This window comes from Streptomyces sp. MBT65 (genome assembly GCF_016612545.1).
Taxonomy (GTDB): Bacteria; Actinomycetota; Actinomycetes; order Streptomycetales; family Streptomycetaceae; genus Streptomyces.
Window position 1 is genome coordinate 1 of the sequence record NZ_JAENRY010000124.1, and the last position, 21,478, is coordinate 21,478.

Annotated in this window: 16 protein-coding genes; 11 read left to right on the forward strand and 5 right to left on the reverse strand. The window is 70.1% G+C overall.

From position 1 onward, the window contains the following. The coding region (locus JHN63_RS26560; protein WP_200685141.1) for a BTAD domain-containing putative transcriptional regulator at positions 1 to 2,922 on the reverse strand (2,922 nt) is incomplete at its 3' end. 210 nt (positions 2,923 to 3,132) lie between these two features. Here JHN63_RS26560 and JHN63_RS26565 point away from each other — a divergent pair. From JHN63_RS26565 to JHN63_RS26575, 3 genes are all read left to right on the forward strand, one after another. After that, positions 3,133 to 4,377, forward strand: coding sequence for an amidohydrolase family protein (locus tag JHN63_RS26565; RefSeq protein WP_200685143.1), 1,245 nt, complete (start codon positions 3,133 to 3,135; stop codon positions 4,375 to 4,377). Further along, a complete protein-coding gene (locus tag JHN63_RS26570) occupies positions 4,374 to 5,297 on the forward strand; it encodes an LLM class F420-dependent oxidoreductase (RefSeq protein WP_307781987.1) in 924 nt (307 codons plus the stop codon). The genes JHN63_RS26565 and JHN63_RS26570 overlap by 4 nt, the downstream gene beginning before the upstream one ends. Positions 5,298 to 5,402: 105 nt before the next feature. After that, positions 5,403 to 6,053, forward strand: coding sequence for a response regulator transcription factor (locus tag JHN63_RS26575; RefSeq protein ID WP_200685144.1), 651 nt, complete (start codon positions 5,403 to 5,405; stop codon positions 6,051 to 6,053). 45 nt (positions 6,054 to 6,098) lie between these two features. Here JHN63_RS26575 and JHN63_RS26580 read toward each other — a convergent pair whose 3' ends face one another. Both JHN63_RS26580 and JHN63_RS26585 read right to left on the reverse strand, forming a co-directional pair. After that, the gene (locus JHN63_RS26580) at positions 6,099 to 6,893 is read right to left on the reverse strand and encodes a hypothetical protein (protein ID WP_200685145.1); all 795 of its coding nucleotides are present in this window, start codon (positions 6,891 to 6,893) and stop codon (positions 6,099 to 6,101) included. A gap of 61 nt (positions 6,894 to 6,954) precedes the next feature. After that, positions 6,955 to 7,689 carry a hypothetical protein gene (locus tag JHN63_RS26585; protein WP_200685148.1) on the reverse strand — a complete coding sequence of 245 codons (735 nt, stop codon included), beginning with the start codon at positions 7,687 to 7,689 and terminating at the stop codon, positions 6,955 to 6,957. Between the two features lie 160 nt (positions 7,690 to 7,849). Between JHN63_RS26585 and JHN63_RS26590 the strand changes: the two genes are divergently transcribed. The 4 genes from JHN63_RS26590 (at position 7,850) to JHN63_RS26605 (ending at position 13,184) form a co-directional block, all read left to right on the forward strand. After that, positions 7,850 to 8,620, forward strand: coding sequence for an SDR family NAD(P)-dependent oxidoreductase (locus JHN63_RS26590; protein ID WP_200685150.1), 771 nt, complete (start codon positions 7,850 to 7,852; stop codon positions 8,618 to 8,620). Positions 8,621 to 8,748: 128 nt separating this feature from the next. Then, entirely contained in the window at positions 8,749 to 9,867 is a 1,119-nt protein-coding gene (locus JHN63_RS26595; RefSeq protein WP_200685152.1) for an LLM class flavin-dependent oxidoreductase, read from the forward strand. Positions 9,868 to 9,990: 123 nt separating this feature from the next. Next, complete coding sequence (locus JHN63_RS26600; RefSeq protein ID WP_200685154.1) at positions 9,991 to 11,712, forward strand: amidohydrolase family protein; 1,722 nt, start codon at positions 9,991 to 9,993, stop codon at positions 11,710 to 11,712. Further along, positions 11,709 to 13,184, forward strand: coding sequence for an aldehyde dehydrogenase family protein (locus tag JHN63_RS26605; RefSeq protein WP_200685156.1), 1,476 nt, complete (start codon positions 11,709 to 11,711; stop codon positions 13,182 to 13,184). The genes JHN63_RS26600 and JHN63_RS26605 overlap by 4 nt, the downstream gene beginning before the upstream one ends. Before the next feature lie 21 nt (positions 13,185 to 13,205). Here the strand turns inward: JHN63_RS26605 and JHN63_RS26610 are convergent, their stop codons facing one another. After that, positions 13,206 to 13,598, reverse strand: coding sequence for a nitroreductase/quinone reductase family protein (locus JHN63_RS26610; RefSeq protein WP_200685161.1), 393 nt, complete (start codon positions 13,596 to 13,598; stop codon positions 13,206 to 13,208). Positions 13,599 to 13,650: 52 nt separating this feature from the next. Between JHN63_RS26610 and JHN63_RS26615 the strand changes: the two genes are divergently transcribed. Then, a complete protein-coding gene (locus JHN63_RS26615; protein ID WP_200685162.1) occupies positions 13,651 to 14,484 on the forward strand; it encodes an endonuclease/exonuclease/phosphatase family protein in 834 nt (277 codons plus the stop codon). Here JHN63_RS26615 and JHN63_RS26620 read toward each other — a convergent pair. Next, entirely contained in the window at positions 14,474 to 16,003 is a 1,530-nt protein-coding gene (locus tag JHN63_RS26620) for a CehA/McbA family metallohydrolase (RefSeq protein ID WP_200685163.1), read from the reverse strand. The two genes, JHN63_RS26615 and JHN63_RS26620, sit on opposite strands and share 11 nt — an antisense overlap. 239 nt (positions 16,004 to 16,242) lie before the next feature. Between JHN63_RS26620 and JHN63_RS26625 the strand changes: the two genes are divergently transcribed. From JHN63_RS26625 to JHN63_RS26635, 3 genes are all read left to right on the forward strand, one after another. Beyond that, on the forward strand, positions 16,243 to 18,828 hold the full coding sequence (locus JHN63_RS26625) for a bifunctional FO biosynthesis protein CofGH (protein ID WP_200685164.1): 2,586 nt from the start codon (positions 16,243 to 16,245) through the stop codon (positions 18,826 to 18,828). 99 nt (positions 18,829 to 18,927) lie between these two features. Then, complete coding sequence (locus JHN63_RS26630; protein ID WP_200685167.1) at positions 18,928 to 19,485, forward strand: hypothetical protein; 558 nt, start codon at positions 18,928 to 18,930, stop codon at positions 19,483 to 19,485. Positions 19,486 to 20,349: 864 nt separating this feature from the next. Further along, on the forward strand, positions 20,350 to 21,468 hold the full coding sequence (locus JHN63_RS26635; RefSeq protein ID WP_200685169.1) for an ADP-ribosylglycohydrolase family protein: 1,119 nt from the start codon (positions 20,350 to 20,352) through the stop codon (positions 21,466 to 21,468). The last annotated feature ends 10 nt before the right edge of the window (positions 21,469 to 21,478 follow it).

A 21,478-nucleotide genomic window follows, 5' to 3' on the forward strand; every position in this document is an offset into this window, starting at 1 on the left:
CTCGTCCGCCTCCGGCGCGCCCAGCGACTCGAAGAGGTCGAGGGCCTCGCGCCAGCACACCTGGGCGCGGCCGGGCTGCCCGATGCCGTTGAGCCCGCGGCCCAGCACGGTGAGGACGTTGCCGCGCCGCCACTCGCCGCCGATGCCGCGCAGCAGCGTCAGGGCCGCCTCGGCGTTGACCGCGGCCTGGGCGGGCCGGCGGGCCGCCAGGTCGAGTTCGGCGAGCCGGAACAGGGTCATGCCCTCCCACAGGCGCTGCCGGCTGTCCCGGAACACCTGGAGCGCCTGGTTGAGGCACTCGGTCGCCTCGGCCAACTGGCCGCTCTGGGTGAGCGCGAGACCCAGCGCGTACCGTCCGTTGGCGCCCCGCAGATCGTGCCCCATGTCGTCGTACATCGCCGTGCCCTGCTGGGCCAGCGCCACCGCGCTCGCCGTGCGCGAGGTGGCGAGGTGGATGCGCGAGAGGTTGCACAGGGCGCTCGCCTCGCCGGGCCGGTCCCCGAGGGCGCGGAAGCTCTCGATGGCCCGGGTGAAGTGGGCGGCGCCCTCCTCGTGCCGGTTCTGGTAGAGCGCGACCACACCGCTGATGTTGGACGACCAGCAGCCGGTGAGCGGATCGTCGGCCCGCGCGGCCAACTCCGTCGCCTGCTCGGCCTCTTGGAGCGCCACGTCGAAGCGGGAGCCGGAGATGTGGTGCACGAAGGCGAGCAGTGTCAGCGCCCGTGCCTCCGTCCGCGGATCCGCGAACTCCCGCGCCGTGTTGCGCAGGAGCTCGGCGACGGCCTCGTACTCCTTGGAGTTGGTGCCCGACTCGGCGAGGTCGACCGCCGCCCACAGGGTGTCCACGGCCCGCCGGAGCGTCCCCGCCCGCGCGGCCTGGCGGACGCAGGCCAGCAGCGAGACGGCCTCGGCGTACAGCCAGTCCTGCGCCGTGTGCCGGTCCGAGAACACCAGCCCGGGACGGTCGGTGTGCTCCAGGTGGTCCACCAGCCGGTCGCCGGGCCGCTCGATGAGGTAGACGCCCGAGACGGTGGCCAGGTAGAAGTCCAGCAACCGCGAGACCGCGGCGGCCGGTTCGCTCGCCGACCGCTCGTCCCGCTCGGCGCACGCACGCGCGTAGAGCCGCACCAGGTCGTGGTACCGGTAGCGCCCGGGCGCCGCCGATTCCACCAGTGACGTGTCGACGAGGGATTCCAGTACGTCCTCGGTCTCCTCGACCGGAAGATTCAGCATCGCCGCGGCCGCCGCGAGGGAGATGTCCGGACCGTCGGCGAGGCCCAGCAGGCGGAACGCGCGCGCCTGCGCCGGCTCCAACTGGCCGTAGCCCAGCTCGAAGGTGGCCTTCACGGCCAGGTCTCCGGCCTGAAGCTCGTCCAACCGCCGCCGCTCGTCGGCGAGTTTGGCGGCGAGGACGGAGACCGTCCAGGTACGGCGGGCCGCGAGGCGGGAGGCCGCGATCCGGATCGCCAGCGGCAGGAAACCGCACGCGGCGACCACGTCGAGGGCGGATTCCCGTTCGGCCGCGACCCGTTCGGCGCCCACGATCCGTGTGAAGAGCTGGAGGGCCTCCTCGGGGGACATCACATCGAGGTCGACCAGATGCGCCCCGGCCAGGTCCACCATCCGCACCCGGGAGGTCACCAGCGCCGCGCAGCCCTCGGTGCCGGGCAGCAGCGGCCGTACCTGGGCCGCGTCCCGCGCGTTGTCCAGCAGCACCAGCACCCGGCGGCCGTCCAGCACCGAGCGGTACAGCGCCGAGCGTTCCTCCAGGGAGTCCGGTATCGCGGAGTCCGCCGTGCCCAACGCCCGCAGGAACGCGCCCAGTACGGTCTCCGGCTCCGCCGCGCGCGAGCCCGCGCCCTGGAGGTCGACGTACAACTGCCCGTCGGGGAAGGCGGACCGGGCCTGGTGGGCCACGTGCACCGCGAGGGTCGTCTTGCCGACACCGCCGATACCCGCGAGCGCCGACACCGCCATCACCCGGCCCTCGGCCGAGGCCAGCACGTCGCTCAGTTCCGACACGAAGGACACACGGCCGGTGAAGTCCGGGACGGTCGCCGGGAGTTGGTGGGGGCGCACCGGTGCCGGGGTCGTCTCCGCCGCCGGTGCGGAGGGTTCGGCGAGGCCCGGGTCGGCCTGGAGTATGCGCTGTTGGAGTTCGCGCAGACCGGGGCGCGGGTCCACGCCCAGCTCGTCCGCGAGCAGCCGCCGGGTGTCCGCGTACACCGCGAGGGCCTCCGCCTGGCGGCCGGAGCGGTAGAGCGCGAGCATCAGCAGCTCACGGAGGCGTTCGCGGAGCGGGTGCGCGGCCGTGAGGGCCGTCAGCTCGCTGACCGCCTCCGCGTGGCAGCCCTGCTCCAGGTCCATGTCGAGGCGGGATTCCAGGAGTTGGAGCCGCCACTCCTCCAGGCGGACGCGCTGCGCCTCCGCGTACGGGCCCGGGAGTCCGGCCAGCGGCTCCCCGTCCCACAGCGCCAGCGCCCGGCCCAGCAGGTCCCGCGCACGGCACAGGTCACCCGCCGACTTCGCCTTCTCCGCCTCGTTCGCCAGGTCGTGCACCTCGGCCACGTCCAACGCGCCCTCGGGCAGCCCCCGTACGGCATACCCGCCCGACTCGCTGACCAGGACCCCGGCGTCCAGCGCCTTGCGCAGCCGGGACGCGTAGGTGCGCACCGCGGCCAGCGCCTGCGACGGAGGGTCGTCACCCCACAGGGCGTCGATCAGCTCACCGGCGGTCGCCGTCCGGCCCTCGCGCAGCAACAGCGCGGCCAGCAGGGCGCGTTGCTGGGGAGAGCCCGTGGGCAGCGAAACAGGGCCCCGCCAGGCACGTACCGGACCGAGCACGCTGAAGCGCAGCGCGGTCGACTCCTCCGAGCCGGAATCGGGGCGCCGCTGCTCCGGTACTCGCGGTCCACCGTCCATCGCCGTTCCCCCTAGGCAAGCCTGATAACTACGACAGTTTGCCTTGTCCGCAGCGGATGCGTCAGCTCTCGGAGACACCGCTCACGGGTGGCCGTGCGGGATGTCACAAGGCTCTCACACGGCCTCCGCACAGTTCCACACACAACCGAGCATCCCGAACCCGTATCCAGCTAGCTGACGGGTCGTCAGATCGGCGCTACCGTGAGCGCCATGGACACCCAGACCCCCGCGCAGACGCCCCTCCCGCCGATCATCTCCGTCGACGACCACACCGTGGAGCCCGCCGACGTCTGGCAGCACCGGCTGCCCAAGAAGTACCTGGACACCGGCCCCCGAGTGGTCCGCGCGCCACTGAAGGAAATGACCTTCCTGGGCGGCCGGTTCAAGCCCGTCATGGGTGAGCCCGGCGACGACGGACCCATCGGCGACTGGTGGGTCTACGAGGATCTGCACCGCCCCCTCACCCGCCTCGACACCGCCGTCGGCTACAGCAGGGACGAGATCAAGCTCGAAGTCATCACTTACGAGCAGATGCGTCCGGGCTCCTTCGACGTCCCGGCCCGGCTCGCCGACATGGACGTCAACCACGTCCAGTCCGCGCTCTGTTTCCCCACCTTCCCGCGCTTCTGCGGCCAGACCTTCACCGAGGCCGCCGACCGCGAACTCGGCCTGCTCTGCGTCCGCGCCTACAACGACTGGATGGTGGAGGAGTGGTGCGGCCCCGACGCGCACGGCCGCCTGATCCCCCTTCCCCTCATCCCGTTGTGGGACCCGGAGTTGGCCGCGGCGGAGGTCCGGCGCAACGCGGCACGCGGCACCCGCGCCGTCGCCTTCTCCGAGATACCCCCGCACCTCGGGCTGCCCTCCATCCACACCGACGACTGGGACCCGTTCCTCGCCGCCTGCGCCGAGACCCAGACCGTCATCGCCATGCACATCGGCTCCAGCAGCCGGATGCCCTCCACCTCGGCGGACGCCCCGCCGGCCGTCGGCTCCACGATCACCTTCGCCAACTGCTGCTATTCGATGGTGGACTGGCTGATGAGCGGCAAGTTCGAACGCTTCCCCGAGCTCAAGGTCATGTACGCGGAAGGCCAGATCGGCTGGATCCCCTACATCCTGGAGCGCGCCGACGTGGTCTGGGAGGAGAACCGCGCCTGGGGCGGCGTCGCCGACAAGGTCCACCGCCCGCCGTCCGAGCTCTTCACCGAGCACGTCTACGGCTGCTTCTTCGACGACGCGTTCGGGCTGCGCAATCTGGACGCCATCGGCGTCGGCAATGTGCTGTACGAGACCGACTACCCCCACTCGGACTCCACGTGGCCCAAGTCCCGCGAGGTCGGCGAGGCACAGATGGGACACCTGGCACCGGACGTGGTCGAGCGGATCGTGCGGGGCAACGCGATCGACCTCCTGGGCCTGACCCCGGACGGCCTCTGGGAAGGCCCCAAGTGACCGGCCTCGTCTACGGCATCCAACTCCCCGTCCAGTCCCAGAGCACCATCTACGCCGAGCCCTGGGAGGCCGACGCGGGGGCCGCCGACCTCGTGGAGATCGCGCGCGCCGCCGACCGGTCCGGCTTCGGCTACATCGCGAGCTGCGACCACGTGGGCGTCCCGCGCCGCCTCGCCACCGCCATGAGCACGATCTGGTACGACCCCGTCGCCACCCTCTCCTACCTCGCGGGCGTCACCGAGCGGGTCCAACTCCTCAGCCACGTCGCGGTCGTCGGACTCCGCCACCCCCTGATCAGCGCCAAGCAGTACGCCACCCTCGACCACCTCAGCGGGGGCCGGCTGCTCCTCGGGGTCGGCGCCGGGCACGTCCAGGAGGAGTTCGAGGCGCTCGGGGTCGACTTCGAGCGCCGCGGACCCGTCCTCGACGAGACGATCGACGCCCTGCGCGCCGCCCTCGGCCCCGACGAATTCCCCGAGCACCACGGCAAGTTGTACGACTTCGAGGGGCTCGGGCAGCGGCCCCGTCCCGCGCAGGGACACGTCCCGCTCTGGGTCGGCGGCTCGTCCCCCGCCGCCGTACGCCGGGCCGCGCTCAAGGGCGACGGCTGGCTCCCGCAGGGCGACCCGCGCGCGAAGCTGCCCGCGCAGATCGAGCGGATCAAGCGGCTGCGCCAAGAGGCCGCCGTGGAAGGGCCGTTCGTGTTCGGGGCCATCACCGAGCCGCTGTACGTCGGCACAACGGGGTGGGAGGTCGGGCGGCGCGCGCTCACCGGGACGCCCGAGGCCCTCGCCGAGTCGCTGCGGGCCTACGGCGCGATGGGCGTGGACCAGATCCAGGTGCGGTTCCGCTGCCGTGACCGCGCCGAACTCGTCGACCAGATCAGCGAGTTCGGGACCGAGGTGGGGCCGCTGCTCTGATCACATCCTGTTTGAACTTGATCACGGCCTGTTTGAACACGGTCACGCCGAGCCGCGTATGTATGGACGTACGGACGTCATGGCTCCGGCGGAAGGACACCTCGCGTGCGATCCTCCCAGCGACTCGTGGTCGCGCTGGCCTCCGCCGGTTGCACCTGGCCGCACAAGGACTGGCCGCCCCCGGACGATCCGTATGTGAGCGATGTCCTGCATGTCTCCCCGCCCTACGACGGGCTGGCGGAGACCGCCGCGGACGTCGTCGTGCTGCACTGCGAGGACCCGGCCGTGTCCTTTCCCGGGCTGCTGGACGTGCTCCGCACCCGGAGCGTCCCGGCGCTCGTGGTCAGTCCGCGCCGGGACACCGAAGCGGTGGTCGAGGTGTTCCGCGCCGGGGCGGGCTATCTGGTCGAGGGCGACCACTGCCCCGCGATGATGTCCTCGGCGGTGGTGGCGGCCACCGTCGGGCACACCTACCTCTCGCCGTCCGCCTGCGACGCCCTGCGGGAGGCGGCCGCCCGGATGGCCGCGACCGACGACACGATGCAGCGACTGCGCGCCCTGCTCTCGCCGCGCGAGCAGCAGATCATGGAACTGCTCTCGACCGGCCTGGGCGCACGGCAGATCGGGCAGCGACTCCGGCTGAGCGAGAAGACCGTCCGCAACAACCTGAGCAACATCTACGCCAAGCTGGACGCCCGGAGCGGCACGGACGCGGTTCTGCGCTGGCTGGGAACCACGCCCGTGCTTCGCACCTGAGAACCTTCGAGAGGCCCTTCGGGAGAACCTTCGGGGGGCGCCGGATCAGGGCGCCGGGATCTCCGTCAGCGGTATTTCCACATCGGTGACATCGGCGCCGCCCTCCCCGAATCCGGGTTGTTCGTCCTGGAGCGCCTTCGTGGAATTCAGTGTGTTGTCGGCCGCGGCGCTTCCGCATGCCACGTTCCGCAGCCAAAGGCGCCCGTCGGGCGTTCCGTTGTGCAGGATCTGCGGATAGAAGACGTGCACGGTCGCCGCGCCCTCGCTCGGCGCGAAGAACACCGTCTGGCCGTCCTGTGCCTCCTTGTACGTGGCTTTCAGGAATCCGCTCACATCGGTGCGCTTGGCGGACCACATGTAGAAGGCGGTGCTGTCCGCCTGCACGGTGTCCGTCCGGCTGAACGCCAGGGTGGTCGTCTTGTCGTCACGCGTGATGTTGATGGTCGACGTGCTGAATTCCAGGCCGACTTCGAAGAGCGAGCTCCCGAGTTTCGTGCCGGCGTCGGTGACGGTTCCCTCCTCGACCTGGAGGGTGCGCGTCACCGACGTACTGACGTTGAAGGTCTTCGTCGCGGTGCTCGTGGAACCGCAGTTGTCGCTCACCGGGGAGACGCGTTCGTTGGGTCCGAGGCTGTTCGCCTTGAACTGGACGTCGACGAACTCGCAGTCGGCCAGTTTGTCGGAGTCCGCGGCACAGTCGGCGGTCACCTCGGACGGGGTGGCGGCACTCGCCTGGTTCATCAGCGGGACGATCACCGCGAGCGCGGCCACGGGGGCCAGGGCGAGGGTGATGCGCTTCTTCTTGCTCCGGTGGCTTCTGCTGCGGCCGGTCCGGGACATGGGTGTCTCCTGGGGGGTGTAAGGGAGTTGAGCTGCGGTTTCGTGGGGGTCGGCCGGTGGCTCAGCAGTCCTCCAGGACCGCCTTGGAGGTGCCGTCCACGACACCGGGGGCGCCCGCGGCGCCCGGCAGGATGACAGGTCCCTCGACGACGTCCGGTGCCACGAAGTTCTGTTCGGGAGAGGGGTTCACGGCGAAACTGCCGGGATCGGCGTCGATGCGCACCCGCCATTCCCCGGTCATGCGCTGCAACTTCGGCGTGAACTCCATGTGGAGCACCTTGCCGACCGGCACGTCCCGCGATTCCGTGTCGCCGGCGGTCGCCGACTTCACGGTCATGTCCAGGGTGCCCTTGTGCTTGGCCCAGGACCCGCTCAGGAATCCGAACAGGCCACCGCCACCGCCCTGTTGGGTCGAGACGTACTTTCCCTGCCCCTGGGCCGCGGTCGACGACCAGGTGATGGAGACCTTCGCCGGATCGGTCGCGTTCGGCTCGCAGTTCGGGAAGTCGATGGACGCCTTTTCGGTGGGTCCGTCGAACGTCTCGAAGTTCGTCTCGACGAAATCACAGTTGTCGGCCTGGAAACCGTCAGCGAAGGCGCCGCCGAAATCCTCCACCGACCGTTGCTCGCCATTGACCACCGCGGACCTCTCGCACATGGTCATGATCTGGTCCGGCGTCTTGGCGTCGGCCGCGTTCGCCGACGGCAGCAGGGCGACGATCCCTCCACCGGTCGCGAGTGCCGCGCCGATCGCCACATACCTGACTTTCCTGTTGCGCAATCTCCGCTTTGCCATGACACGCATTGTTGGAGTCAAGGAGAGGTATGGCCAGGGTCAAATGTCCCTACTCCGCGGTCACTTCAAGTGTGCTTGTGCAATCCCGTGACCCACATCTGACGCTTCGTCAGATGCGGCGGTACGATGACCTGCATCCACCGATCCCGAGGAGGCCCGCATGGGCAAGCTGGACGGGCGTGTCGTTCTGGTCACCGGAGCGGCGCGCGGGCAGGGGGAGCAGGAGGCGCGGCTGTTCGCGGCGGAGGGTGCGAGCGTCGTCGTGGCGGATGTGCTGGACGAGCAAGGGGAGGCGCTGGCCAAGGAGTTGGGCGCGACCTACGTCCATCTCGACGTCGGCGAGGAGGCGGACTGGGCGGCCGCCGTGGCGACGGCCAAGGCGGCGTACGGGCGGATCGACGGACTGGTCAACAACGCGGGGATCCTGCGGTTCAACTCCCTTGTGGACACGCCCCTCGAGGAGTTCATGCAGGTCGTGCGGGTCAACCAGGTCGGCTGCTTCCTCGGGATCAAGACCGTGGCGGCGGTGATGGAGGACGGCGGCACGATCGTCAACACCGCGTCGTACACGGCGGTGACGGGGATGGCGGCCGTGGGGACGTACACCGCCACCAAGCACGCCATCCTCGGGCTCACCCGGGTCGCCGCGCTGGAGTTGGCGAGCCGGCGGATCCGGGTCAACGCCGTCTGTCCCGGGGCCGTGGACACCGCGATGTCCAACCCGTCGCGGCTCGACCCGGACGCGGATCCGGAGGAGATGACCCGGGCGCTGGACGAGTTGTACCGGAAGCTCGTGCCGCTCGGGCGGATCGGGCGGGCCGACGAGGTGGCTCGGCTCGCACTGTTCCTGACGTCGGAGGACTCCTCGTACATCACCGGGCAGCCGTTCGTGATCGACGGGGGCTGGCTGGCGGGGGTCAGCGTCATCTGACGTCATCCGACGTCGGCCGGTGTCATCTCGGGACATCTGACGGGGCGTCATCTATTGACGAATCTGACGGCACGTCAGAAAGTCGTAGCACTCATAGGGACCACCTGGACTTGGGACGGTGAACCTCCTTGGAATTCGGGCTCTTTGTACAGGGATACGTGGGCAAGCGTGCCGAAACGGACCCGCTGGCCGAGCACAAGGCGCTGATGGAGGAGACCGAGTACGTCATCCAGGCGGACAAGTCCGGGTTCAAGTACGCCTGGGCGTCCGAGCACCACTTCCTGGAGGAGTACTCCCACCTCTCGGCCAACGACGTCTACCTCGGCTACCTCGCCCACGCGACGGAACGGATTCACCTGGGGTCCGGGATCTTCAACCCCCTCGCCCAGGTCAACCACCCGGTGAAGGTCGCCGAGAAGGTCGCGATGCTCGACCATCTGTCCAACAACCGCTTCGAGTTCGGGAGCGGGCGCGGGGCCGGGTCGCACGAGATCCTCGGGTTCATACCGGGCGTCACCGACATGAACTACACCAAGGAGATCTGGGAAGAGACCATCGCCGAGTTCCCCAAGATGTGGCTCCAGGACGAGTACGTCGGCTTCCAGGGCAAGCACTGGCAGCTGCCGCCGCGGAAGATCCTCCCCAAGCCGTACGGGAAGGCGCATCCGGCGATGTGGTACGCCGCCGGGTCGCCTCCCTCGTACGCCATGGCGGCTCGGAAGGGGCTCGGCGTCCTCGGGTTCAGCATCCAGAAGGTCTCCGACATGGAGTGGGTGCTGGAGCAGTACAAGACGGCGATCGTGAACGCCGAGCCGGTGGGGGCGTTCGTCAACGACAACGTGATGGTGACGACGACGGCGATCTGTGCGCCCACGCACGACGAGGCGATCCGGATCGCTTGCAGCGGTGGGCTGCACTATCTGCCCTCGTTGGTGTTCCGGTACCACGACACGTTTCCCCGGCCCGAGGGGTTCCCGGTGTGGCCGGAGACCCTGCCCGAGTACACGCCGGAGTTCGTCGAACTCCTCGTGGAGGAGGAGCTGTTGATCTGTGGGGATCCGGACGAGGTGCTCACGCAGTGCAAGCGGTGGGAGCAGGCGGGGGCGGATCAGTTGAGCTTCGGGTTGCCGGTGGGGGTGCCGAAGGAGGAGACGTTGCAGACGATTCGGTTGATCGGGGAGCACGTGGTGCCGAAGATCGATACGGATCCCGTTCACCGGACTACGCGGTTCCGGCAAGGGGCTTGAGGGTTCGTTTCGGGGTGCGGGTGTGTTGTAGCTGGCTGCGCCCACGCGGCGGTAGCCGCAAATCGATACAACCCCGCGCCCCTAGGTAGGTGCCCCTGGCCGGAGTTTGAGGAGGTAGCCCTCGTGCTTGATCACGTCATCAAAGGTGTCACCGTCGTTGATGGGACGGGGGCGGCCGCGTTTGTTGCCGATGTCGGTATTCGGGACGGGCGGATCGCCCGGATCGGGACCATCGAGGAGGAGTCCCGGACCAGCGAGGACGCGCACGGTCTCGTTCTCGCGCCCGGGTTCGTCGACCCCCATACCCACTACGACGCCCAGCTCTTCTGGGATCCGTATGCGACGCCCTCGCTCAATCATGGGGTGACGACCGTTGCCGCGGGGAACTGTGGGTTCACGCTCGCGCCGTTGAAGCCGCAGGACGCCGACTACACGCGCCGGATGATGTCCAAGGTCGAGGGGATGTCGCTGGTCGCGCTGGAGGAGGGGGCGCCGTGGAGTTGGCGGGGGTTCGGGGAGTATCTGGACGCTCTTGAGGGGCGGATCGCCGTCAACGCCGGGTTCATGGTGGGGCATTGTGCGCTGCGGCGGTATGTGATGGGGGCGGACGCGGTCGGTGGGCAGCCCAGTGAGGAGCAACTCGCCGCGATCGTGGGGCTGTTGCACGAGGCCATGGACGCGGGGGCCTGGGGGTTCTCCACCACCCAGTCCTCCACCCACTCCGACGGGGACGGGAAACCGGTCGCCTCGCGGCACGCGCTGCCCGCTGAACTGATCGCTCTTTCCAAGGCAGTTGGGGAGCATGAAGGAACGCAGATCGAGGCGATCGTCGCCGGGTGTCTGGATCAGTTCAGTGACGCCGAGATCGATCTGTTCGTCGAGATGAGCGCGGCGGCGGGACGGCCGTTGAACTGGAACGTGCTGACCATCGACGCGGCCGTTCCCGAACGTGTGCCCCGGCAGCTGTTCGCGAGTGAGCGGGCGCGGAAGGCCGGGGGGCGGGTCGTCGCGCTGACCATGCCGATCCTCACGCCGATGAACATGTCCCTCGGCACCTTCTGCGCACTGAACCTGATACCCGGGTGGGGGCCGATCCTGAGCCTGCCCGTGCCGGAGCGGATCGCGAAGCTGCGGGAGCCCGATGTGCGGGCCGAGATGCTGGTGCGGGCCAACAGCAAGGAGGCCGGGGTCTTTCGGCGGCTCGCGAACTTCGGGCGGTATGTGATCGGGGACACGTACAGCGCGGCCAACGAGGGGCTGACCGGGCGGGTGGTGAAGGACATCGCCGCCGAGCGTGGGCAGGAACCCTTCGAGTGTCTGGTCGAGATCTGTGCGGCCGACGAGTTGCGGACGGTGTTGTGGCCGATGCCCTCCGACAACGATCCGGCCTCCTGGGCGCTGCGTGCCGAGACCTGGCAGCACGAGGACGTGCTGCTCGGTGGGTCCGACGCGGGGGCGCATCTGGACCGGATGTGCGGGGCGCCGTACACGACGCGGTTCATCGGGGACTGTCTGCGCGGGCGGAAGCTGGTGGGTCTCGAGCAGGCGGTGAAGATGCTGAGCGACGATCCGGCGCGGTTGTTCGGACTGCGGGAGCGGGGGCAGGTGCGGGAGGGCTGGCATGCGGACCTGGTGCTCTTCGACCCGGAGCGGATCGACGCCGGCAAGGCCACCCTGGTGCACGACCTGCCGGGTGACAGTCCGCGGCTCGACTCGAAGGCGATCGGCATAACCGCCGTATGGGTCAACGGAGTTGAGGCGATCCGCGGCGACGTGGTGAGCGGGTCCGTGCCGGGGCGGGTGCTGCGGTCGGGGCGGGACACCAGGACGGTGAGCACCAGGTGAGTTCCGAGGGCGGGTCTCAAGTAGCCGACGGTCAGCGGTTGTTCGTCGGTGGGGAGTGGGTCGAGCCCGAGGGCGGGTACTACGCCGTCGTCGATCCCGCCACCGAGGGGACCGTGGGGTGGGCGCCGGAGGCCTCGCGGGAGCAGGTGTTCGCCGCGGCCGCCGAGGCCCGGGACGCCTTCGGGGCGTGGTCGCGTACACCGGCCGAGGAGCGCGCGGCGATCCTGGGGCGGGCGGCGGACCTCGTCCGGGAGCGGCTCGTGCCGTACGCCGAACTCGCGCAGACCGAGACCGGCGCGACGACCGGGACCGCGCGGGGCATGCAAGTGGGCGTGGCAGCCGCCCGGTTCCGGCGGTACGCGAGCGTGGAACCGGCCGAGTGGGCGATCGCGCCGCAGGTCAACGAGGCCGGGCCGTTCGGGAAGGCGGCCGTCATGGGCGCCCTCGCGGTACGGCAGCCGGTCGGCGTCGTCACCTGCATCACCTCGTACAACAACCCCTGGGCGAACCCCGCAGGCAAGATCGCCCCCGCCCTCGCCATGGGCAACACGGTCGTCGTGAAACCGGCGCCGCAGGATCCGTTGTCCGTCTACCGGATGGCGGAGGCGCTGGAGGCGGCCGGGGTGCCGCGCGGGGTCGTGAACGTGGTCAACGGGCGGTCGGTGGAGGTCGGGGAGGCGGCCGTGGAGTCGCCGGACGTCGACATGGTCAGCTTCACCGGGTCCACGGCCGTCGGGCAGCGGATCGCCGAGGTGTGCGGACGGGGCATGAAGCGGCAGTTGATGGAGCTGGGCGGGAAGGGCGCGGCCGTCGTCTTCGACGACGCGGACCTCGCCTCCGCCGTGTCCGGGATCGGTACGACCTTCTCCTTCTACAGCGGGCAGATCTGTACGGCGCCCACGCGGGTGCTGGCCCAACGGGGCGTGTACGACCGCCTGGTCGAGCAACTGGGCGTGTACGCGGGCCGGTTGAAGGTCGGGGATCCCCGCCTGCCCGACACGGTGGTCGGGCCGGTCATCTCGGCGGCACACCGGGAGCGCGTCGAGTCGTACGTCGAACTGGGCCGGAAGGAAGGCGCGGTCGTCGTCGCGGGCGGTGAACGGCCGTCCGACGGGCCGGGGTTCCACGTGGCCCCCACCGTCCTCGCCGACTGCACCGCCGAGATGCGGGTCGTCAGGGAGGAGATCTTCGGGCCCGTCGTCGTGGTCGTCCCCTTCGACGAGGAGGAGGAAGGGATCGCCCTCGCCAACGACAGCGACTACGGCCTCATCGACTACGTCTGGTCCGGAGACGTGGCCCGCGCCTTCCGCGTGGCCCGGCTGCTGCGGGCCGGCGGGGTGGGGGTCAACACCGTGGGGCGCAACATGGAGGCGCCGTTCGGAGGGTTCAAGAAGAGCGGGGTCGGCCGGGACGTGGGGTCGTACGCGCTGCACGCGTACAGCGAGGTGCAGGCGATCGTCTGGCCGGGATGAGACCGGGTCCCTCCGTCCCCCTCAGTCCCGCAGATCCACCCGTACCGTCAGCAGGCTCGACCCCATCGCCTTCACCGCCGCGCTGTTGAAGCGGGGCAGGGTGCGCAGCCGGGCCCGCGGGTCGTCGTCGGGGAGGAGGTGGGCCGTGCCGGTGTGCCAGCGGCCCAGGATGCGGACCCGTACCTCCGGGTTGGCCTTGATGTTGCGGACGTAGTGGGAGAGTTCGCCGAACTCCGAGACCAGCCAGAAGGTGTCGCCGACCCGACGGCCGCCGAGCGGGGTGCGGCGGGGCTCGCCGGAGACACGGCCGGTGGTCTCCAGGACGGTCTGGGTGGGGAGGCGGCGGGTGACGGAGTTCAGCACGCGCTGGATTCGCGTGACCTTGTGATACTTGGTCTCGGGTGTGCTCGGCATCGGTTTCCGGATCTCCTGTCGGCTGGCTGCGTCCGTGGACTTCAATGATCCCGTGCGCGTGGTGACGTGGAACCTGTGGTGGCGGTACGGGCCCTGGGAGGCCCGGCAGAAGGCGATTCTCGACGTGTTGCGGGAGCTCGAGCCCGATGTGGTCGGGTTGCAGGAGGTGTGGGACGCCGACGGCGTGAATCTCGCCGCCTGGCTCGCCGGGGAACTCGGGATGCACTGGACCTGGGGAGCCTCCCACGACCCCGGGTTCTGGCAGCGGCGGCTCGGTGATCCGACCGTCGGGATCGGCAACGCCGTCCTCAGCCGCTGGCCCGTCGCCGAGCGGGCCGTACTGCCGCTGCCGCCCGGGGCCGGGGACGGCGGCCGGACCGCGTTGTACGCGGGGCTGGACGCGCCGGGGTACCGCGTCCCCTTCTTCACGGCGCACCTCTCCTCCGCCGTCGAGGCCTCGGCCGTACGGTGCCGACAGGTCACCGCGCTCGCGGAGTTCGTCGCCGCCCACCGTGGTGACGGGCCCTTCCCGGCCGTCGTCACCGGTGACTTCAACGCCTGGCCGGACTCGGACGAGGTCCGCCTGTTCGGCGGGTACCGGACGGCGCCGGCCGTGCCCGGTCAAGTCCTCATGGACGCCTGGGACTTCGCCGAGCCGGGGGCCTCTTCGGTCACCTGGGACCTCGGGAATCCTTATGTGGCGGGCTCGTTCGGGCCCAGCGTGCGTATCGACTACGTCTTCGTGGAGCCGATGGAGCGGGGCCGGCCCGGCCACATACGGGGCGTACGGCGGGCCGGGGACGGGCCGGTCGACGGGGTGTGGCCGACCGACCACGCGGCGGTCGTCGTGGAGTTGAGCGACGAGACGGCTCGGTTCACCGTGTGACCTCGCCCAGGAAGATGGGATTGGTGAACGCGGCCAGCGCCCCCGGAACCGTCCCTGCCGCCGTCTCGTGCCTCAACTCGGCTCGTACGTAGGCCGCGTAGGCCGGGGTCGTGTGCCACTCGACGCTTCCCGCTCCCGTCACCGGCAGCGGATCGCCGGTGAACAGCACGCCTTGGTCGGTCACGAGGCGGACCGTGCAGCGCGGCGCGCCCGTCACCTCCAGACGGACGGTGACCGGGGCGTCCCGGGCTACCTCCAACCGCCCGCCGATACCGGCGTGTTCACCCTTCGGCCCCGTCGCCGTGAAGCCGAGCGAGACGGTCTTCGACTCGGCGACATAGGAGCGCCCCGCGCGGATACCGTCCTGGATCGCCTCCCGCGTCAAGTCCTCGGCCAGCACCACGGTTTGCGGCAGACCCACCGCGTCCGGGTCGCGATGGGCGTCGCTGTTGCCCACAGCCGGAAGCCACTCCCGCTTCTCTCTTACGGCGGCCACGAGCGTCGCGTCCCAGGAGGCCAGCGCGACCTCGTCGTCGGGCGTGTAGGGCCCGTTCCACACCTCGACGGCGTCCGCCTCGCCGAAGCCGAACTTCCAGGCGCAGCCGATGCAGGTGGCGTGCGGATGCGCGGGTACGACCAGGCCGCCGGCCCGGCGGATCTCGCGGGCGAACCGTCCGAAACGGTTGTCGCGCGCCCGGTAGCGCCAGTCGACGAAGGTGCCGGGCTCGGTGCCGAGCGCGACGACGTGACCGTTGCGCGTCGTCACCTCCTCGCCCAGCATGATCAGCAGGTCGTCGCCCGCTTCCGAGGCCCAATGGGGGTGCGAGGAGTGGGTGTTGTGCTCGGACGAGTTGATGAAGTCCAGGCCGGCCGCCCGCGCCAGCGCCGCGATCTCGGCGGGGGTGCGGCGCCCGTCCGAGTACCAGGAGTGCAGATGGCAGTCACCCCGGTACCAGGCCCGCCCGCGCCCCTTCGCCCGCTCCGGCGGATACGCCGGCCGCGGCGCGAGCCCCGGTTCGCCGTAGGTGAGCGTGATCGTGAGCTCGTACGACAGTCCCTGCGGGGACACCGTGTACGGGCCGAGCGCGATGTGCCAGACGCCGGCGTGCACCGGGCCGGGGACATAGCCGGGCGTCGCGTCGTCCACCCGCAGGAAGAACTCCGAGCGCGCCCCGCCCGACCAGCCGCGGAAACCCCGGCCGCCCAGATCCGTGCCGTGCTGGTCGAAGATGCCGATGTCGAGTGCGTTGCCCTGGGTGCCGGCCGGAACGGACGGTCTGTCGTACGTGTAGGCCACCTTGATCTCGTTAACCCCCGTGGGGACCTCGACCGGCACATACACATAGTCGGGCGAACCGGTCGGGAGCGTGCCCCGTACCGTCCGCGTCTCCTGGGCGCCGCTCGCCGGGGTCGCCGCACCGCTCGCGAAGGTCACGCTTCCCAACGTAAGCGCGGCGGTGGCGCCCGTCACGAACAGAGCGCGCCGATTGATGCCGTTTCCGTGATCGTCGTCGCACATGCTGCTGCTCCCGAGGTGTCGACAGTGACAGGGATCGCGCGGAGGTGACCGTACGACTCTGCTGGTCGGCTGTGAACTCCCGTGCAAGGCGAGGGAATCGGCGGGTGTCGGGAAACCGGAGTCGGCACGGGCGAGGCCGGGGCGCCCCCGCTGCCAGTGACACCGTGTAACGATCTGCCCGGCCGAAATGAATCGGGCGCCCCTCTTTGGCCTGATCACACCGATCGTATGCTCGAAGGATGACGACTCCCGCGAGCTCCGGAACCGGCCCGACCGAGAACTCCATGCGTCGCGCCCTCAAACGGGCCCGTGACGGCGTCGCCCTCGATGTGACGGAGGCGGCGGTGCTGCTCCAGGCGCGCGGCGAGGCCCTGGACGACCTGACCGCGTCCGCCGCCCGGGTGCGCGACGCGGGCCTCGATGCGGCCGGCCGCCCCGGCGTGATCACGTACTCGAAGAGCGTCTTCATCCCCCTCACCCGCCTCTGCCGCGACAAGTGCCACTACTGCACCTTCGTCACCGTCCCCGGCAAGCTCCGCCGCGCCGGCCACGGGATGTTCATGTCCCCGGACGAGGTCCTCGACATCGCGCGCAAGGGCGCGGCCCTCGGCTGCAAGGAAGCCCTCATCACCCTCGGCGACAAGCCCGAGGACCGCTGGCCGGAGGCGCGCGAGTGGCTCGACGCGCACGGCTACGACGACACGATCGCGTACGTCCGCGCCATCTCCATCCGCATCCTGGAGGAGACGGGCCTGCTGCCCCACCTCAACCCCGGGGTGATGACCTGGACGGACTTCCAGCGCCTGAAGCCGGTCGCTCCGTCGATGGGCATGATGCTGGAGACGACGGCGACCCGCCTCTGGTCCGAGCCCGGCGCCCCGCACTACGGCTCCCCGGACAAGGAACCCGCCGTACGCCTGCGGGTGTTGGAGGACGCGGGCCGTTCCTCCGTCCCCTTCACCTCCGGCATCCTGATCGGCATCGGCGAGACCTACGAGGAGCGCGCGGACTCCCTCTTCGCGCTTCGCAAGATCTCCCGGTCCTACCACGGCATCCAGGAACTGATCATCCAGAACTTCCGCGCCAAGCCGGACACGGCGATGCGGGGCATGCCGGACGCGGAACTGGACGAACTGGTGGCGACGGTCGCGGTGGCCCGCCACATCATGGGCCCGTCGGCCTGTATCCAAGCACCCCCCAACCTCGTCGACTCCGAGTACAAGCGCCTGATCGGCGCGGGCATCGACGACTGGGGCGGGGTCTCGCCCCTGACCATCGACCACGTGAACCCCGAACGCCCGTGGCCGCAGATCGAGTTGCTGCGCGAACAGTCGGCGGAGGCGGGCTTCGAACTCCGCGAACGCCTCTGTGTGTACCCGGAGTTCGTGGGCCGGGGCGAACCCTGGCTGGACCCGCGCCTGTTGCCGCACGTACGGGCACTGGCGGACCCGGAGACGGGTCTGGCTCTTCCGGACGCGGTGGTGGAGGGCCATGCGTGGCAGGAGCCGGAGGAGGCGTTCGTGTCCTCCGGCCGCACGGATCTGCACACCACGATCGACACACAGGGCCGTACGTCCGACCGCCGTGACGACTTCGACGAGGTCTACGGCGACTGGGCCGCCCTGCGCGAGGCGGCGGCGCCCGGCATGGTCCCCGAGCGCATCGACACGGACGTACGACAGGCACTGGCGACGGCGGCCGACGACCCCACGAAGCTGACCGACGCGGAGGCCCTCGCCCTGCTGCACGCGGACGGTCCGGCGCTGGACGCGCTGACGCGGATCGCGGACGACGTGCGGAAGTCGGTGGTCGGGGACGAGGTGACGTACATCGTCACGCGGAACATCAACTTCACGAACGTCTGCTACACGGGCTGCCGTTTCTGCGCCTTCGCGCAGCGCCGTACGGACGCGGACGCGTACACACTCTCCCTGGACCAGGTGGCGGACCGCGCCCAACAGGCCTGGGAGGTAGGGGCAGTCGAGGTCTGCATGCAGGGCGGCATCCACCCCGATCTACCGGGCACGGCGTACTTCGACATCGCGAAGGCGGTGAAGGAACGCGTCCCCGGCATGCACGTCCACGCGTTCTCCCCGATGGAGGTGGTGAACGGCGCGACGCGCACGGGCCTCTCCATCCGCGAGTGGCTGACGGCGGCGAAGGAGGCGGGACTCGACACCATCCCCGGTACGGCGGCGGAGATCCTCGACGACGAGGTGCGGTGGGTCCTGACGAAGGGCAAGCTGCCGACGGCGACCTGGATCGAAGTGGTCACGACGGCCCACGAGTTGGGCATCCGTTCGTCGTCGACGATGATGTACGGCCATGTGGACCAGCCGAGGCACTGGCTGGGCCACCTGCGGACCCTCGCCGGAATCCAGCAACGGACCGGCGGCTTCACGGAGTTCGTGACGCTGCCGTTCATCCACACGAACGCGCCGGTGTATCTGGCGGGGATCGCGCGCCCGGGTCCGACGATGCGGGACAACAGGGCGGTGGTGGCGATGGCGAGACTGCTGCTCCACCCCTGGATCCCCAACATCCAGACGAGCTGGGTGAAGTTGGGTTCGGAGGGGGCGGCGGAGATGCTGCGCTCCGGGGCGAACGACCTCGGCGGCACGTTGATGGAGGAGACGATCTCGCGGATGGCGGGTTCGTCGTACGGCTCGTACAAGTCGGTGCGCGATCTGGTCGCCGTGGCGGAACTGGCGGGGCGCCCGGCGCGGCCCCGCACGACGCTGTACGGCGAGGTGTCGGAGGAGCGGCAGCGGGCGGCGGCGGTGTCGGACGGGCATCTGCCGGAGCTGCTGCCGGTGCTGGACTGAGGGTCAGGGTGGGCGGATGGGGGCCGGTACGATGATCCGACCCCTGTTCGATCGGGATGCGGGGGCTGTGAGTAGCTGTAGCTGAGGAGATGCGTGCCCGTGCCTGCCTCCAAGGTCTGGGTGACCGGTCTGACGGTGGGAGCGATCGCCGCGGTCACGGTCCTGGCCGTCCAGGCCAACAAGGGCCCGCACCCGAAGGCGCCTGCCGCCGCCGCCCGTCCGAACGCCTCGGCGTCCGCGCACGCGTCCACGTCCCCGAAGCCGCACGTGACGGCCGCCGCGGTACCGGCCTCCTCCGGGACCGGGCGGCGCATCGTCTACGCCGTGGGGCAGAAACGGGTCTGGCTGGTCGACGCGAGCGACAAGGCGGCCCGGACGTTCGCGGTCTGGCCCGGCACCGTGAGCCCTGACCCGGGTACGTACACGGTGTCCGTCCGCAAGGACGCCACGACGGGCTCCGACGGCGTCCAGATCGAGAACATCGTCTACTTCGCCACCAAGTCCGGGCTCAACATCGCCTTCTCCAACGCGGTGGACGGGTCCTCGCCGCCGGCGGCTGTGGGCAAGGAGACGGGTGGGGTTCGTATGGGCAAGGCGGACGGGGCGGCGTTGTGGGCGTTCGGGACTACGAGTACGAAGGTGATCGTGGTCAAATAGGGGTTGGCTGGTTGGTGTGGCCCTGAACTGTGGTGTGACCGTTGGGCCGCCCGCTTTTTGTCAGTGTCGGGATTGTGCGAGGCGAGTAAAGGGCGCTCCGCTGCGCTGCGCGTCGGCTGCGCCGATTTCGCTTCGCTCCACCCTTGACTCGCCTCGCACAATCCCGTTTGAGAAGCGAGCGGGCGGCCCCGGGGAGCGGGGGGCCACCTGTGAACACCCTTGCCTGTACTGCGTACTGGCCCGGTGTGAGGGGACGCGCGCGTCTGGCCTGCACACCGGTTCGGCCAGCGGCCAGCGGCCAGCGCACAGTCATTAGTCACTAGTGAGTAGCGGTCAGCGGTCAGCGGCCCGCGGTCAGCGACTGGCGGCCGGAGGCCAGCGGCTAGCGGTGGGTGGGTGCTGGAGGCTGGGTACTTTTCTAACCGGTCAAAGCCCATGACGGTGGTTAGTTTTACCCCCAGCCTCCAGCACCCACCCACCCATCCACCGGCCGCCCGGCTGGTAGCCGCTGGCTGAACCGGTGTGCAGGCCAGACGCGCGCGCCCCTTGGCTCCGGCCCGCAAGGCAGTACAGGCAAGGGCATGCAGGCCTGGCCACCCGTTCCTCAGGGCCGCTCGCTCGCTTCTGAAACGGGCTGGAGCGGACCGAGTCAAGGGTGGAGCGCAGCGGAATCGGCGCAGCCGACGCGACCGCAGGGAGCGCCCTTTACTCGGGCCGTGGAAGCCCGACACTGGCAAAGAAGCGAGTGGCCCAACGCCCACATCGAAACGAAGGTGCCTCCAACTCCCCCCTCAACCCACCGTCCCCGTTCGATTACAGTGCTGAACTGACTCGTACGTACGGACGGAGCCCGAGGAGGCCTTGGTGAGTACGGCAACCGGGACCGTCTGGGGCCGGGTCGAGCAGCAGGACTTTCGGAGTCGGGTGCGGGGGACACTGCTCGGGGCTGCGGTCGGGGACGCGCTCGGTGCACCTGTCGACCTGTTGGCGATCGACGAGATCCGGGAGGCCTACGGTGCGGAGGGCGTCGTAGATCTCGCGTTCGGGTACGGGCGGCGCGGGGCCGTCACTCATCTCACGCAGCTCACGCTCTTCACGGTCGACGGGCTGATCCGGGCGCAGGTGAGACGGGACACCGGGGCCTGGCATCCGCCGACCGATCTGCATCGGGCCTATCTGCGGTGGGCCGCCACCCAGCACGACTGGGGGCCCGATGAGCGTCGTAAGGACGATGGGTGGCTCGCGCGCGAGGAGTGGCTTTACGCTCGGCGGGATCCAACTCGGGCCTGTTTGCTGGGGTTTGGGGACGAGCGGATGGGGACGCTCGACGCGCCGAAGAGTCCTGGTGAGGTGGGGGGTGAGGCGGCTGCCCGGTCCGCGCCCTTCGGGCTGTTGGTGGGGTGGGAGCCGCAACTCGTCATGCAGCTTGCCGTGGAGTGTGCCGCGCAGACCCATGGCCATCCCGTGGGGTATCTCTCCGCCGGCGCGTACGCCGTCATCGTGCACGGGCTGGCGCGGGGGGAGAGCCTCGACTCCGCCGTGCAGCGGGCGCTCGCCCTGCTGGCCGCCCGGCCCGGACATCAGCCCGTCTCCGATGCCCTCCAGTACGCCCTCGGTGCCGTACGGCAGGGCATGCCCACCTCTGGCCGGGTCGAGGAACTCGTGGGGGACGGGAGCGCGGAGGGGGTGCTCGCCGGGGCCGTGTACTGCGCGCTCGTCGGGGACGACGTACGGCACGGGCTGTGTCTCGCCGTGAATCACGGCGGACCCTCCGGGGTCACCGGCGCGCTCACCGGCGGACTGCTCGGGGCGTTGTACGGCGAGACGGCCCTCCCGCCGGCCTGGCTGGCCGAACTGGAGGGCCGTCCCACACTGCTCGTGCTCGCGGACGACTTCGCCGTGGAGATGACCCAGGGGCCCGCGTTGCACGGGCCCGCCGGGTCCTCTCCGGGCTGGATCGCCCGCTATCCCAGAGGCGCCTGACCAAGACCGC

What these genes read in the sequence shown, in the direction of transcription:
- JHN63_RS26565 (WP_200685143.1), top strand. Translation starts at nt 3,133, where the DNA reads ATGGACACCCAGACCCCCGCGCAGACGCCCCTCCCGCCGATCATCTCC.
- JHN63_RS26580 (WP_200685145.1), bottom strand. Translation starts at nt 6,893, where the DNA reads ATGTCCCGGACCGGCCGCAGCAGAAGCCACCGGAGCAAGAAGAAGCGC.
- JHN63_RS26585 (WP_200685148.1), bottom strand. Translation starts at nt 7,689, where the DNA reads ATGGCAAAGCGGAGATTGCGCAACAGGAAAGTCAGGTATGTGGCGATC.
- JHN63_RS26590 (WP_200685150.1), top strand. Translation starts at nt 7,850, where the DNA reads ATGGGCAAGCTGGACGGGCGTGTCGTTCTGGTCACCGGAGCGGCGCGC.
- JHN63_RS26610 (WP_200685161.1), bottom strand. Translation starts at nt 13,598, where the DNA reads ATGCCGAGCACACCCGAGACCAAGTATCACAAGGTCACGCGAATCCAG.
- JHN63_RS26620 (WP_200685163.1), bottom strand. Translation starts at nt 16,003, where the DNA reads ATGTGCGACGACGATCACGGAAACGGCATCAATCGGCGCGCTCTGTTC.
- JHN63_RS26625 (WP_200685164.1), top strand. Translation starts at nt 16,243, where the DNA reads ATGACGACTCCCGCGAGCTCCGGAACCGGCCCGACCGAGAACTCCATG.